The sequence below is a fragment of the Klebsiella sp. RCJ4 genome, from assembly GCF_009025755.1.
GTDB lineage: Bacteria > Pseudomonadota > Gammaproteobacteria > Enterobacterales > Enterobacteriaceae > Klebsiella > Klebsiella michiganensis.
Window position 1 is genome coordinate 146265 of sequence record NZ_WCIN01000048.1, and the last position, 15041, is coordinate 161305.

The window sequence follows — 15041 nt, forward strand, 5'->3', positions numbered from 1 at the left end:
TGAAGAGAAATTAGTCGCGCTCGTAGCGGCGGCGCATCAGCTCACATTCGAACAAAAATTCCAGTCCTTCGAGCTGGCGACGGGCTTCGTGAATGTCTTTGCCCCAGCAGGTCAGGCCGTGGCCGCGCAGCAGGAAGCCGTAGCGCAGCGGGTGGGTCTGCGCATAATCTTCAATGCGCGCCGCCAGGGCATCGATATTCTGGTCGTTATCAAAAATGGCGACCGGCACGGTATCGAGATGGCTGTGCTGGCCGGTCAGGGTTTTCTGCATCTCATAGCCCTGCAGCGCCAGGGTGGCGCTTTTTTCAATCCGCGACAGCACGGTCGCGTTGACGGTATGCACGTGCAGCACGACATTCGCTTCCGGGAACAGGCGATACACCAGGGTATGCAGGCCGGTTTCAGCAGAGGGTTTACGTCCGGAAGGCGCTTTATTGCTGGCGATCTCCACCTGCAGGAAATCCTCCGTCGTCAGGCTGCCTTTATCACGCCCCGACTCGCTCAGCCAGCACCAGGTCTCATCCTGACGCACCGACATATTGCCGCCGGTGGCCGGTGCCCAGCCTTTCGCGCCGATCCAATGACAGGTGGTGACCAGTTGCGCGAGTCTTTCTTGCCACATAGCAGTTCCTTAGTTTAGCGATGTTGTATTTAGCCGTCTAAATGGCTATTTACCCGATACTAACACCGCCAGCGTAAGCGAACAATATTTCAGGAAAGACTTACATTGATAATGGTTATATCAGAAAAGCATATGAAATTACTGTTTTTAACAACAATACAACTGAGCATTTTCATGACGCCAAAATTACCGCCTGCGGGCGGTTAAAAAGATGGGGGATCGTGCCGCCGGGAAACGGCGTAAAATTGGCATCATTTGTCGATTCTGACCTGCCCCCCCAGGTCGGGTAAGACGCCAGCCGTCGTCCGCCAAAAATGCGGGGGCAGGAGTCACATCCCACTGCCCCACGGCGGTGCAAAACATGGCACTGTGCACACATTTATGGCAAACAGCGGCCGTTTAACGTCGTTTTATGTGCATACTGCCCACCACATTGTGTTACCTCTGCCCCGCTTTTTCTGGCACACCTCTTGCTACCCCTCTGCCATCGCTATTCGGATAGCCACTCAGAGGTTCCATCATGTCAAACAGCAATGATTTTCCGCTCGTCGAAGCGCCCGCCGCCGGGCGTAAGGGCGTTTTTTCCATCTCGATGGTTCTGTTCAGCTTTACTTTTTTCACCGGCACCATGTTCGCGGGCGGCAAGCTTGGCGTCTCTTTCTCCATCGTTAACCTGCTGTGGATTGCGGTTATCGGTAACTTTCTGCTGGCCCTGTACGCCGCCTCGCTCGGCTGGATTGCCGCGCGCAGCGGGCTAAATACCGTACTGATGGGCCGTTTTTGCTTCGGTGAAATCGGCAGCAAGCTCGCCGATTTTATTCTCGGCTTCGCCGAGCTGGGATGGTACGCCTGGGGAACCGCGACGGTCGCCATCTCGCTGGTCAAAATCCTCGCCCTGCCTGCGGCGATGACGATTCCGCTGATGATCCTGTTCGGCATCCTATTCTGCGTCACCGCGCTGGTGGGCTATAAGGGGCTGGATGCGCTGTCGCGCGTATCGGTACCGCTGATGTTTATTCTGCTGGTGGTGTCGATGTACCTTGCCACCCATCACGCCGGCGGCTGGCAGGCGATGACCCAAATCGAACCGGGTGAAACCATGACCTGGTCGGCGGCCATTACCATGGTATTCGGCACCTTTGCCAGCGGCGCGACCCAGGCGACGAACTGGACGCGGCTGGCCAACTCCAGCCGCACCGCCATCGTCGCCAGCATGAGCAGCTTCCTGATCGGCAACGGGCTGATGATTATCGCCGGCGCCTGGTGCGCCATCGTCTATCAGCAGGCCGATATCGTGGAAGTGCTAATTTTGCAGGGGCTGTCGGTCGCCGCGGTGATAATGCTGTGCCTCAACCTGCTGACGATTCAGGGGCCAACGATCTACAACGTCTCGGCGGCGGCCTGCCATCTGCTGCGCAGCGAGCGTCGCCGCACCCTGACCGTGGTTGCCGCCGGGGTCGGCATTCTGCTTGCCATTGGCGGTATGTATGAAATGCTGATCCCTTTCCTCGTGCTGCTGGGCAGCATCATTCCGCCCATCGGCGGCGTGATCCTCGCCGACTACTGGTTTTATCGCGGCGGCCGCTATCCGCTGCTGCACACCGCCCGTTTGCCGCGCTTTAACTGGCTGGGTCTTAGCGCCTACGCGGTGGGCGCGGCGGTGGCTTACCTGTCACCGTGGATCGCCCCGCTGGTTGGCATTACCGTTTCCGCGCTGGTCTATATCGCGCTGACGCGTCTGAGCAAACGTCAGCCCGCCGCTGATTCGGTCGCGGAGCAGTAGCCGTGAGCCTGACGGTCAGCGAAATCCTCGCCCTGGAGGGGCTCTCCGCCATGCGCCTGCGCGCCGGTAAGCAGGGGCTGCAGCTGGCGGTTCGCTGGTACTACGTGGCGGAAAATGAAAATATCGCCGAATGGATCATGGGCGGGGAGCTGGTGTTTATCACCGGGATCAACCATCCCCGCGATGAAGAAAACCTGATCCATTTGCTGATGGAGGGCAAGCAGCGCGGGATCGCCGGGATGGTGATCCTCACCGGCGACGCGTACATTCAGGCGATCTCGCCGCGCCTGATTGCGCTGGCCGACGAGCTGGGCATTCCGCTGATCGAACAGCCCTATCTGCTGAAAATGGTGATCGTGACCGAACGCATCGGTACCGCGCTGGTGCGCAGCGAAAACGCCCTGCAATCGCAGCGCGATATTCTGCTGCAGCTGTTAACCGGCGACTATCCCGACCTGCAAATCCTGCATCAGCGGGCGCTCCACCAGCAGCTGGATTTTACCCGCCCGCTGCGGGTGGCGGCGCTGCGCCTTGAGGGGATACCGCGCCTGTTTCGCCAGTTTCCGCCGGAGCAGGCCGAAGCCTGGCTGCAGCAGGCCCGCCGCACCGTACGCCAGCGGCTGCAGCAGCAGCTCAATCAGCAGGGTAATCCCTTTCCGCTGGTCGAGCGCAGCAATATGTTTCTCTTTCTGCTTCCGGATGAGGAAGGCGAGTTTTATCAGCAAAAAACGTGGCTCCAGGCGTGGCTGATCGCGCTGGCGGAGGGCGACGACGGGCTATCGCTGCTGTGTGGCCTTTCGGCGCCGGTGCAGCAGCTGCAGGGATATCAGCGCGCGCTGTCGCAGGCGCGTCAGGCGCTGGACCTCAGCGATAACCTGCGTCCGGCCCAGCGCATCAGCGACTACCAGCAGCTGGGGTTTATCAAGCTGCTCTCCGCCGTTAGCGACCCCGCCCTGCTGAGCGACTTTATGCACGACACCCTCGGCTGTCTGATTGAGCCGGATCGCAAAAGCCCCTGGCTGCTGATGGAGACCCTGGAAACGCTGCTTCAGGAGAGCGGCAACGTGGTCAGAGCCGCCGAGCGGCTGGGCATTCACCGCAACACGTTGCATCAACGCATTCAGCGTATTGAGAAGCTGACCGGCTATCCGGTCAGCCACCCGCAGTTTCATCTCAACGCCTCGGTCGCCTTAGCGATCTGGCGTATGTCGCAAAACCATTTACGGGAACAACCATGAAAATTATCAACGCTCGCCTGCGCCATCAAGAAGCGCTCTATACCCTCGACTTACAGGACGGCGTGATTAAAAGCATCACCGCGCAGGCCGCGGCGCAGGCGGCTGACGCCGACGATATCGATGCTGAGCAAAAGCTGGTCATCCCGCCGTTCGTCGAACCGCATATCCATCTTGACGCCACCCTGACGGCGGGCGAGCCGGAGTGGAATATGAGCGGTACCCTGTTTGAGGGCATCGCCCGCTGGAGCCAGCGCAAAGCGAGCGTCACCGTCGAAGATACATGCCAGCGGGCGCTGAAAACCATCGGCATGCTGCGCGACAACGGCGTGCAGCACGTGCGCACCCACATTGATGTCACCGACCCTTCCCTGACGGCGCTTGAGGCGATGCTGAGAGTGAAAAAAGAAGCGGCCCATCTTATCGATCTGCAGATCGTCGCCTTCCCGCAGGAGGGCATTGAGTCCTTCCCCGGCGGACGCGAACTGATGACCCGCGCCATCGAAATGGGCGCCGACGTGGTGGGCGGCATTCCGCACTACGAAAACACCCGCGATAAGGGCGTCAGCTCGCTGGTTTTTCTGATGGACCTGGCCCAGCGCCACGGCTGCCTGGTGGACGTGCACTGCGATGAAACCGACGACCCGCAGTCGCGCTTTCTGGAGGTGCTGGCGGAAGAGGCCCGGGTGCGCGGCATGGGCTCGCAGGTCACCGCCAGCCATACCTGCGCCATGGGCTCCTACGACAATGCCTACTGCTCGAAGCTGTTCCGTCTGCTCAAAGCGTCTGGCATCAATTTTATCTCCTGCCCGACCGAAAGCATTCACCTGCAGGGGCGCTTCGACAGCTGGCCTAAACGCCGCGGCGTGACGCGGGTGGCGGAGCTGGACCGCGCCGGGATCAACGTCTGCTTTGCCCAGGACTCCATTCAGGATCCGTGGTACCCGCTGGGCAACGGCAACATCATGCGCATCCTCGACGCCGGGCTGCATATCTGCCATATTCTGGGATACGAAGATTTGCAGCGCTGCCTCGATCTGATCACCGATAACAGCGCCCGCACCCTGTGCCTCGGCGACAACTACGGCATTGCCGAAGGACGCCCGGCGAACCTGCTGATCCTCGATGCGGAAAACGACTACGACGCGCTGCGCCGCCAGGCCAAAGTGCTGACCTCCATTCGTCACGGCAAAGTTATTTTGCAGCGCCAGGCGGAGCAGATTCGCTATCCGGCATAAGCCTGACGTTGACGCGGCCGCGATGCCGCGTCAACCCACTGCTCGCCCGGGGATTTATGTGGTACCTTTTAACGACTTTTTCCGTGCCGGCCATAGGTTCCTGCGTCGGCGCGGGCTCACTGAGGATAACCCGTACCCTGATACTATGAGCGAAAAAAAATGGATTAAGGCAGAGGACGTTGCCCGACTCGCTGGCGTCTCACGTTCCGCGGTTTCCCGCACCTTTACGCCCGGCGCATCGGTGGCGGAAAAAACCCGCCAGAAAGTCCTCGCCGCGGCGGAAACGCTGGGCTATCAGGTCAACATTATCGCCCGCACGATGAACACCGGCAGCAGCAATTTTATCGGCATCGTCACCGCCGGCTTTGATAACCCCTTCCGCAGCAAGCTGCTGTCGCCGCTGGTCCACCAGCTGGCGCTCAACGGTTTTATGCCGCTGCTGATGAACGCCGACGATCCGCAGCAGCTCGCCCCGTCTCTCAGGCAGCTGCTGAGCTATCACGTCGCGGGGGTTATTATCACCTCCGGGGCGCCGCCGCTGTCGCTGGCGGAGGAGTATCTGGAGCGAAAAATCCCGGTGACCCTTATCAACCGCCACGCCGAGCTGGCCGGCTGCGATCGCGTGTGCAGCGACAACGCGCAGGGCGCGAAGCTGGTGGCCGACCTGTTTGCCCAGCGCCAGTGGCGCCAGGCCGGGTTTATCGGCGAAAGCCTGGATAACTTCAGCACCCGCCAGCGCTACGAAACGTTTGTTGCCCATACTCAGGGCATGGAGGTCGCCGCGCACTTCTGCGACAGCAGCGGCTATCAGGCAGGCTTTGCCGCCGCCAGGCAGCTGCTTGCCGCGCATCCGCAGCTGCAGGCGCTGTTCTGCGCCACCGATATGCTGGCGCTCGGCGCGCTGGACGGCCTGCGGGCGGACAACCCCGCCGCTTCGCTACCGGCGATTATCGGCTTCGATGATATTCCCCAGGCGGACTGGCAGCCCTATCAGCTGACTACCGTGCAGCAGAATACCGCCCTGCTCGCCCACCACGCGGTGGATCTGCTGGTCACGCGGATCGCCAAATTCAGCCTGCCGTCACGCCATCGCGAAGTGCCGGTGAAACTGATCGTTCGTCAAAGTGCGAAATGAAAAATTCATTTTATGCCGGAGCGATCACAGAATAATATTTTTAATCCATCCACACTCATTTTGCCCTTCGGGGCCGTTTTTTTCAGGCAATTTGCACACGTGTGCAAAATAGGGAGTTATGATGAAATCACTGGAATCAAATGAACTGCAGGCCCGCTACCGTTTAGCCTGCGAGCTGGCGAAGGCCGGCGCTGAACTGGCGTTCGAATACTATCAACAGCGCGACCGGCTGACGGTGGATCATAAAGGCGACGATCTGCAGGACGTGGTCAGCGTCGCCGATAAGCGGGTCGAAGCGTTTGTTAAGCAGCGCATTACCGACGCCTTCCCGCAGGACGGTTTTCTCGGCGAGGAGAGCGGGACGCTGATGCCGGACGCCCGCGTGCTGTGGGTTGTCGATCCCATCGACGGCACCAGCTGTTTTCTTAACGGCCTGCACACCTGGTGCCTGTCGCTGGCCATCATAGCCGACGGCGAACCGGTTATCGGCGTGGTGTACGACCCCAACCATCGCGAGCTGTTCCACGCCCTGAAAGGCCAGGGCGCATGGCTTAACGATGCGCCTATCGCGCCGCATCCGGCAGCGACGGTCAAAGAGGGCGTGATGGGCGTCGGCACCTCGCACCGCGTGACGCCTGCGGTTTTTCTGCCCTTCCTCGATGCGCTGCTGAGCGACGGCGGGATGTTTATCCGCAACGGCTCCGGGGCGCTGATGAGCGCCTGGGCGGCGGCGGGCAGGCTTATCGGCTACTACGAACCGCATATGAACCCGTGGGACGGGCTGCCGGGGCTGGTGCTGATGCGCGAAGCGGGCGGCCTCAGCAACGACTATCTGGCAAACGACGGGATTCGTCACGGTAATCCGCTGCTGCTGGCCAGCAAGACGCTCTATCCACAATTAAAAAACATGCTTTGTCACCCATTACCTTAACCGCATCGGGTCAGGCTTTATCTGATTATGTACTCTACACAACGACAATCAACCCTAAATAATTCGAGTTGCAGAAAGGCGGCAAGTGAGCGACAAATTCGTCGGGAACGAATTTGACCAGCCGAAGGCTGGCCTCCGGTGAGAGGCAGGAGCCTCTCATTAATCCCCAGGAGCTTACTCTGGTAAGTGACTGGGGTGAACGAACGCAGCCAACGCATATGCAACTTGAAGTATGACGGGTTAAACCTCATGGACGAACCACACTAATCAGTCAGGCCTCCGACCTTCGGAGATACCATTATGTCTGGAAGAATTATCGCATTTTTTCGCGCTTCGCCGCCCAAAGCGGGCGGCGAGTTCGATGAGCGGCGCTTTCGCAGCGTGCGCTGGCAAACCTTTATTACCATGACTCTGGCGTACGTCACGTTCTACGTTTGCCGGCTGTCGTTCACCGTCGCCAAAAGCGCGCTGGTGGAGCTCGGCATTACCCCGACGGAGCTGGGCATGATCGGCTCAACGCTGTTTTTCAGCTACGCCATCGGCAAGCTGGTCAACGGCTTTATCGCCGATCATGCCAACGTGGTGCGCTATATGAGCCTTGGGCTGCTGCTGAGCGCCGGGATGAACCTGATGATGGGGATGACCAGCAACGCCATGCTGCTGGCTATCTTCTGGGGGATTAACGGCTGGGCGCAGTCGATGGGCGTCGGCCCGTGCGTGGTATCGCTGGCGCGCTGGTACGGCTGTAAAGAGCGAGGCACCTTTTACGCCATCTGGTCGACGGCGCATAACATCGGCGAAGCGATGACCTATATGGTGATCGCGGCGGTAATTGCCGGATTCGGCTGGCAGATGGGCTATCTGTCGACCGCCGCGCTCGGCGCCGCCGGGGTGGTGCTGATGCTGTTGTTTATGCGCGACTCGCCGCAAAGCTGCGGCTTCCCGTCAATCAACGTGATTCGCGACGAACCGCTGGAGGAGACGGAAGCCCGCGGCTCGGTGTTTAAAAACCAGCTGCTGGCGCTGCGCAACCCGGCCCTGTGGGCGCTGGCGCTGGCCTCGGCGTTTATGTATATCGACCGCTACGCGGTGAACTCATGGGGGATCTTCTTCCTGGAGCAGGATAAAGCCTACTCTACCCTCGAAGCGTCCGGGATTATCGGGGTCAACGCTATCGCGGGTATTGCCGGAACGATTATCGCCGGGATGCTCTCCGACCGCTTCTTCCCGCGCAACCGCAGCGTGATGGCGGGTTTTATCAGCCTGCTCAACACCGCCGGCTTCGCGCTGATGCTCTGGTCGCCGCACGGCTACTACACCGATATTCTGGCGATGATTATCTTCGGCGCTACCATCGGGGCGTTGACCTGCTTCCTTGGCGGACTAATCGCCGTCGATATTTCGTCCCGTAAAGCCGCGGGCGCCGCGCTCGGCACCATCGGTATCGCCAGCTACGCGGGGGCGGGACTCGGCGAGTTTCTGACCGGCATCATCATCGATAAAACATCGATAATCGAAAATGGCAAAACGCTGTATGACTTCAGTACGCTATCGCTGTTTTGGGTAGGCACCGGCCTGATGTCCGCGCTATTCTGTTTTACCACCGCCGCGATTGTCGCCAGGCGACACGCGATAGAGCGTCAGAACTCATTCTCGTCATAACCTTTTAACTTATAAGGAATATTTTATGATGCCTGTACGACATCAGGTTTTGCTACGCCTGCTGCTCGCCTGCGCCCTGCCGCTGCTGACCGCGCCGGGCCACGCCGCCGCGCAGTTTACGCTGGAAAAAGTGGTTGAACTCAGCCGCCACGGCATTCGTCCGCCGACGGAGGGCAACCGGGAGGCCATCGAAGCCGCGACCCAGCGTCCGTGGACGCAGTGGACCACCCACGACGGGGAGCTGACCGGCCACGGCTACGCCGCCGTCGTCAATAAAGGTCGCGATGAAGGCGCACGCTATCGTCAGCTCGGACTGCTGGCGGCGGGCTGTCCGGCGAGCGGAGAAATTTACGTGCGCGCCAGCCCCCTGCAGCGCACGCGGGCCACCGCCCAGGCGCTGGTGGACGGCGCCTTTCCCGGCTGCGGCGTGATGATTCATCACGTCAGCGGCGACGCCGACCCGCTGTTTCAGACCGATAAATTTGCCGCCACGCAAACCGATCCCGCCCGCCAGCTGACGGAAGTGAAGAAGACGGCCGGCGATCTGGCGCAGCGTCGGCAGGCGCTGGCTCCGGTGATTCAACTGCTGAAAAACGCCGTCTGCGCGCCCGATAAGCCCTGCCCGGTATTTGACCTGCCGTGGCAGGTGGAGCAGAGCAAAAGCGGCAAAACGTCGATTAGCGGGCTGAGCGTGATGGCCAATATGGTTGAGACGCTGCGTCTGGGCTGGAGCGAGAACCTGCCTCTCAGCCAGCTGGCGTGGGGCAATATTACCCGCGCCAGCCAGGTCACCGCCCTGCTGCCGCTGCTGACGGAGAACTACGATCTGAGCAACGATGTGTTTTATACCGCGCAAAAACGCGGCTCGATTCTGCTCAACGCCATGCTCGAAGGGGTAAAAGAGGGCGCCGCGCCGAACGTGCGCTGGCTGCTGCTGGTGGCGCACGATACTAATATCGCCATGGTGCGGACGTTAATGGACTTTAGCTGGCAGCTGCCGGGGTACAGCCGCGGCAATATCCCGCCGGGCAGCAGCCTGGTACTGGAACGCTGGCGCGACACCCATAGCGGAAAACGCTACCTGCGCGTCTACTTCCAGGCGCAAAGTCTGGACGATTTACGCCGCCTGCAAACGCCGGATAGCCAGCATCCGCTGCTGCGCCAGGAGTGGCATCAGGCGGGCTGCCGGACCACCGCCGTCGGGACTCTGTGCCCGTACCAGGCGGCGCTGACGGCGCTTGGCCGTAATATCGACCCGCAGTCCGCTCCGGCGGTAGAGGTGGTGCTGCCATAAGTTGAAAGCGAAGCGAGGGAGGTCGCTTCGCCTTTTTCGCTCAGGTTCAGGCCTTTTCTGGCGCAAACGCCCCGGCGGCGACCTGCTCCGGGGTCACCACGCCGCTGTCCAGCACCCAGCCGCTCACTAACGCCGCGGGCGTGACGTCAAACGCCGGATTATAAACGGCGGCCTCTTTCGGCGCCCACTGCACCGCGCCAAAGCTGCCGGCGACGCCGGTGACTTCGGCGGCCGCCCGCTGCTCAATCGGGATTGCCGCGCCGTTCGGGCAATGGCGGTCCAGGGTGGTCTGCGGCGCGGCCACGTAAAAGGGAATCTGATGATACTTCGCCAGCACCGCCAGCGAATAGGTGCCGATTTTATTTGCCACATCGCCGTTGGCGGCAATACGGTCAGCGCCCACCCAAACCGCGTCGACCTGGCCCTGCGCCATCAGGCTGGCGGCCATCGAATCGGTAATCAGCCGATACGGCACGCCCAGTTCACCCAGCTCCCAGGCGGTCAAACGTCCGCCCTGTAACAGCGGGCGCGTTTCATCCACCCAGACGTTCGCCACCTTTCCCTGCTGATGCGCCAGCGCAATCACCCCCAGCGCGGTGCCGACGCCCGCCGTCGCCAGGCCGCCGGTATTGCAGTGGGTCAACAGGCGGCTGCCCGGCGTCACCAGCGCGCTGCCCGCCTCGGCGATGCTGGCGCAAAGCTGTTTATCCTCTTCGATCAGGCGCAGTGCTTCCGCTTCCAGCGCCTGCGGAAAGCGCTCCTCCGCCAGCGCCAGCTTCATGCGATCCAGATTATTCATCAGGTTTACCGCCGTCGGACGCGCGGCTCGCAGCGTCTCCAGCGCCTCAGATAGCGCCTCGCGGGTCAGGCCGCGCTGCGCCAGCAGCGCCAGCAGCAGGCTGGCCGACAGGCCAATCAGCGGCGCGCCGCGTACCCGCAGGGCGTGAATATGGTCCACCAGCAGCGCCACGTTATCCGCCGCCAGCCAGCGTTTTTCCTGCGGTAAAGCCTGCTGGTCAAGAATAAAGAGCTGATTTTCGCTTACCCGCAGGCTGGTGGTCTGTAGTGTCTGCATTTAGTTAAATCCCTGTTGCGTTGTTGTATCACATTGTGTCAGGATGGAATCCGGAAGTATAGACGTCTGAACGGCTTAATCAGAATTTTGAGGATCGAGGCAATGTCGCAATACCATACTTTCACGGCCAGCGATGCGGTGGCTTACGCCCAACAATTTGGCGGTATCGATAATCCGTCAGAACTGGTGTCCGCGCAGGAAGTGGGCGACGGCAACCTCAACCTGGTGTTTAAAATTTTCGATATCAGGGGCGTGAGCCGGATTATCGTTAAGCAGGCGCTGCCCTACGTGCGCTGCGTGGGAGAATCCTGGCCGCTGACCCTTGACCGCGCGCGCCTTGAAGCGCAAACCCTGGTGGCTCACTATCAGCACTGCCCGCAGCACACGGTGCGGATTGTGCATTTCGATCCCGAGCTGGCGGTGATGGTGATGGAAGATCTCTCCGATCACCGCATCTGGCGCGGGGAGCTGATCAACAACGTTTACTACCCCCAGGCCGCCAGCCAGCTGGGGGAATACCTGGCCCAGACGCTGTTTCACACCAGCGACTTTTATCTGCATCCTCATGAGAAAAAGGCCCAGGTGGCGCAATTTATTAATCCCGAGATGTGCGAAATCACCGAGGATCTGTTCTTTAACGACCCGTATCAGGTTCACGAGCGCAACAGCTATCCAGCCGCGCTGGAAGCCGATGTCGCCGCCCTGCGCGACGATGCCCAGCTGAAGCTGGCGGTGGCCGCGCTCAAGCATCGCTTCTTTTCCCATGCCGAAGCGCTGCTGCACGGCGATATCCACAGCGGCTCGATTTTCGTCGCCGAAGGCAGCTTTAAGGCCATCGACGCCGAATTCGGCTTTTTCGGCCCTATTGGCTTCGATATCGGCACCGCCATCGGCAACCTGCTGCTCAACTACTGCGGTCTGCCGGGGCATCTGGGCATTCGCGATGCCGCCGCCGCTCGCGAACAGCGCCTCAGCGATATCCAGCAGTTCTGGACCACCTTTGCCGAGCGTTTTCAGGCGCTGGCGGCGGAGAGATCCCGCGACGCCGCGCTGGCCTGGCCCGGCTATGCCTCCGCGTTCCTGAAGAAAGTGTGGGCCGACGCGGTGGGCTTCTGCGGCACCGAACTGATTCGCCGCAGCGTCGGGCTGTCGCACGTGGCGGATATCGATACTATCCAGGACGAAGCCATGCGCCATGAATGCCTGCGCCACGCCATCACCCTGGGTAAAGCGCTGATTGTGATTGCCGATCGCATCGACAGCGTGGATGAGCTGATTGCGCGAATTCGCCAGTACGGTTGAATCTCCGTCCAGCCTTTCCCGGCTCGCGCTGCGCTTAGCCGGGCTACGGGTTCACCACCGTCTGGGATCAGGTAGCCCGGACAGGCGCGTCAAGCGCCGCCTCCGGGTATGTGCCTCTTTCCCCGGAGGCGATGCTTCGCATCTGTCCGGGCTACGGGTTCGCCACCGTCTGCGATCCGGTAGCCCGGGTAAGGCGCGTCAAGCGCCGCCTCCGGGTATTTGCCTCTTTCCCCGGAGGCGATGCTTCGCATCTGTCCGGGCTACGGGTTCGCCACCATCTGCGATCCGATAGCCCGGGTAAGGCGTTTACGCCGCGACCCGGGAAGGCAACAACCCACAATCCCCTACCCCAGATACTCAATCACCGACAGCCCGCCGTTATAATCGGTGCTGTAAATAATTCCCTGCGCGTCGACGAACACGTCGCAGGACTGGATCACCCGCGGGCGACCGGGGCGGGTATCCATCATTTTCGCCGGCGCGGCGGGCACCAGCGCCCCGGTTTCCACCGGTCGATAAGGGTTGGAAATATCGTAAGCGCGAACGCCCGCGTTCTGATAAGTGGCGAAAATCAGCGTTGAGCTGACAAAGCTGCCGGGACGATTCTCATGCAGGTTATGCGGGCCAAAGTGCGCCCCTTTCGCCACGTAGTCAGCTTCGTCCGGCTGCGGGAAAGTGGCGATACTCACCGGATTCGTCGGGTCGCGAATGTCGAACAGCCAGATCAGCTTCTCGCCATCCTGCTGGTTATCCAGCACCGCCTCATCAAGCACCACCAGCAGATCCCGATCCGGGAGCGGCAGCGCGGTGTGGGTGCCGCCGCCAAACGGCGGGCTCCAGTTACGGTGGCTAATCAGCTTCGGCTGAGTGCGGTCCTGCACATCGAGCAGGGTCAGGCCGCCGTCGCGCCAGCTGCCGTAGGCGGTGTCGCCGGCGATAATCGCGTGATGCAGGGCATAGCGCTTACCTTCCGGCCACTGCGCGGTCTCCCCCGCCGCCTGGTTCATCCCCGGCAGCCACCAGCGCCCGGCGACCTCCGGCTTGCGCGGGTCGGCCAGGTCGATAGTCAGGAAAATGTAGTCGCTAAAGCCGTCAATCAGCGCGGAAACGTAGGCCCAGCGTCCGCCGACGTACCAGATTCGGTGGATACCGATGCCGTTAAGCGACAGAAAGGCGATCTCTCGCGGTTTATCCGGAGTGGAAATATCAAAAATCCGCAGCCCGGCGCTCCAGCCCCTATCCCGTACGTCGCTGACCGTCTCGCCCACCGAACGGGTGTAGTACACCTTCTCGTCGGCGAAGCGGGCATCGGCGAACAGATCCCGGGCGTTGATCACCAGCAGCAGATCGTCGTGCGCCTGTAAATGGACGTTCCAGGTACCGGGCGGCGCGGCGATGTAGTTGACCGTTTGCGGATGTTTAGGGTCGCGCACGTCCACCACGGAAAAACCCTGCGAGACCATATGGCCGATATAGGCAAAACCACGATGGACCATCAGCTGAACGCCGTCCGGGCGTCCTCCCTGATCGCTATGCCCGATCAGCCGCATATTGCGGCTGTATTCTGGTGTTGGCAAAACACTCATTTGTTTTTCGCTTCCAGGGTAGCGAACCACGGAGCGATAAAGTCTTCGGTCTGGCCCCAGCCCGGGATAATTTTACCCAGCGAAGCGACGTTAACCGCCCCCGGCTGCGCCGCCAGCAGCGCCTGCGGGATCGCCGCCGCCTTAAAGTCGTAGGTCGCAGGCGTCGGTTCCCCGGCAATCTTATTGGCGATCAGCCGCACGTTGGTAGCGCCGATAAGCTTCGGATCCACCGCTACGCTCACCTTCCACGGGCTGCCGGATTCGCGCATCAGCTGCAGATCCTGATTGGAAATATCGATGCTGTAGAGTTTGATCTCGGTGCGGCCGTTCTCTTTCAGCGCTTTATAGGCGCCCTGGCTGAACGCGTCCCAGGTTCCCCAGATAGCATCAATTTTACCTTTCGGGTATTTCGCCAGGATCGCGCCGACCTTGTTGGCGGTATCGCCCTGCACGTCGGAAGAGACCGCGCCGATGGATTCCAGCTCTTTGATGCCGGGGTTTTGTTTAAGCAGCGTCTGGTAGGCCGCCTGGCGGCGCTCCATCGGCGGGAAACCCGCGACCCACAGTTTGACGATATTGGCTTTGCCGTTGAAATCTTTCACCAGCTGGCCAAAGGAGAGCTCGGTCAGCGAAGCATCATCCTGCTGGGTGACGGTGACGCCCGGGATCTGGCCGTTTACCGCGGTATCGAAAACCGAGACTTTGATCCCGGCGTCCACCGCTTTTTTCACCAGCGCGGTGGCGTAGGGATCGCGCCCCTGAGAAAGGATAATGCCGTCGTATTTCTGGCTAATCGCCTGGTTAACGAAGTCCTGGAATTTGGCGTCATCACCGTTGCTGAGGAAGGTACTGATTTTAAAGCCGAGCTTTTTCCCCTCCTGGATCGCTCCGGAGACAAACTGAGTGGTGTTATCGTCGGAGCCCAGGTTGCGGATCACCGCGATGCGAATCGGCCCGCTGTGTTCAGCAATGGCAGCCGGAAGCGGCGTCGGGGTTTCAGCAAAGGCCGCCGCAGCGTTGAACAACCCCAGCGCGATGAGTGAAAATGTTATCTTTTTCATAGTGTTTCCTTTTTGTTACCCTAAATAATTCGAATTGCAGGACGGCGGCAAGTAAACGAATCCCGATGAGCTTACATAAGTAAGTGATTCGGGTGAGTGAACGCAGCCAACACACCT

12 protein-coding genes are annotated in these 15041 nt (G+C 60.6%); 8 read left to right on the forward strand and 4 right to left on the reverse strand.

Features of this window, described 5'->3' with window-relative positions; translation table 11 throughout:
- Window positions 1-10 precede the first annotated feature (10 nt).
- Entirely contained in the window at window positions 11-622 is a 612-nt protein-coding gene (locus F8562_RS28315) for a methylthioribulose 1-phosphate dehydratase (RefSeq protein WP_014837792.1), read from the reverse strand.
- 520 nt (window positions 623-1142) lie between these two features.
- Here F8562_RS28315 and codB point away from each other — a divergent pair.
- The 7 genes from codB to F8562_RS28355 all read left to right on the forward strand — a co-directional run bounded on the left by codB (window position 1143) and on the right by F8562_RS28355 (window position 9900).
- Window positions 1143-2405 carry a cytosine permease gene (codB, locus tag F8562_RS28320; RefSeq protein WP_014837791.1) on the forward strand — a complete coding sequence of 421 codons (1263 nt, stop codon included), beginning with the start codon at window positions 1143-1145 and terminating at the stop codon, window positions 2403-2405.
- A gap of 2 nt (window positions 2406-2407) precedes the next feature.
- Window positions 2408-3643, forward strand: coding sequence for a PucR family transcriptional regulator (locus F8562_RS28325; RefSeq protein ID WP_014837790.1), 1236 nt, complete (start codon window positions 2408-2410; stop codon window positions 3641-3643).
- Entirely contained in the window at window positions 3640-4878 is a 1239-nt protein-coding gene (codA, locus tag F8562_RS28330) for a cytosine deaminase (RefSeq protein ID WP_014837789.1), read from the forward strand. The genes F8562_RS28325 and codA overlap by 4 nt, the downstream gene beginning before the upstream one ends.
- 145 nt (window positions 4879-5023) lie before the next feature.
- The gene (locus F8562_RS28335) at window positions 5024-6013 is read left to right on the forward strand and encodes a LacI family DNA-binding transcriptional regulator (RefSeq protein ID WP_038424211.1); all 990 of its coding nucleotides are present in this window, start codon (window positions 5024-5026) and stop codon (window positions 6011-6013) included.
- Window positions 6014-6134: 121 nt separating this feature from the next.
- Window positions 6135-6944, forward strand: a complete 810-nt coding sequence (locus F8562_RS28340) for an inositol monophosphatase family protein (RefSeq protein WP_014837788.1) — start codon at window positions 6135-6137, stop codon at window positions 6942-6944.
- Window positions 6945-7244: 300 nt separating this feature from the next.
- Window positions 7245-8606, forward strand: coding sequence for an MFS transporter (locus F8562_RS28350; protein WP_014837787.1), 1362 nt, complete (start codon window positions 7245-7247; stop codon window positions 8604-8606).
- 25 nt (window positions 8607-8631) lie between these two features.
- Window positions 8632-9900 (forward strand): histidine-type phosphatase, encoded by a 1269-nt coding sequence (locus F8562_RS28355; protein WP_014837786.1) that lies wholly within the window; start codon window positions 8632-8634, stop codon window positions 9898-9900.
- A gap of 46 nt (window positions 9901-9946) precedes the next feature.
- Here the strand turns inward: F8562_RS28355 and mtnA are convergent, their stop codons facing one another.
- Window positions 9947-10975: an S-methyl-5-thioribose-1-phosphate isomerase gene (gene mtnA, locus F8562_RS28360; protein WP_014837785.1), complete on the reverse strand. Its 1029-nt coding sequence runs from the start codon at window positions 10973-10975 to the stop codon at window positions 9947-9949.
- Between the two features lie 102 nt (window positions 10976-11077).
- Here mtnA and mtnK point away from each other — a divergent pair, with 102 nt between their 5' ends.
- Window positions 11078-12277 carry an S-methyl-5-thioribose kinase gene (gene mtnK / locus F8562_RS28365; RefSeq protein WP_014228370.1) on the forward strand — a complete coding sequence of 400 codons (1200 nt, stop codon included), beginning with the start codon at window positions 11078-11080 and terminating at the stop codon, window positions 12275-12277.
- Window positions 12278-12621: 344 nt separating this feature from the next.
- Here the strand turns inward: mtnK and F8562_RS28370 are convergent, their stop codons facing one another.
- Complete coding sequence (locus F8562_RS28370) at window positions 12622-13863, reverse strand: LVIVD repeat-containing protein (protein WP_004848703.1); 1242 nt, start codon at window positions 13861-13863, stop codon at window positions 12622-12624.
- Window positions 13860-14924: a sugar ABC transporter substrate-binding protein gene (locus F8562_RS28375; protein ID WP_014228368.1), complete on the reverse strand. Its 1065-nt coding sequence runs from the start codon at window positions 14922-14924 to the stop codon at window positions 13860-13862. Before F8562_RS28375 ends, F8562_RS28370 begins: the two co-directional genes overlap by 4 nt.
- Window positions 14925-15041: the final 117 nt, after the last annotated feature.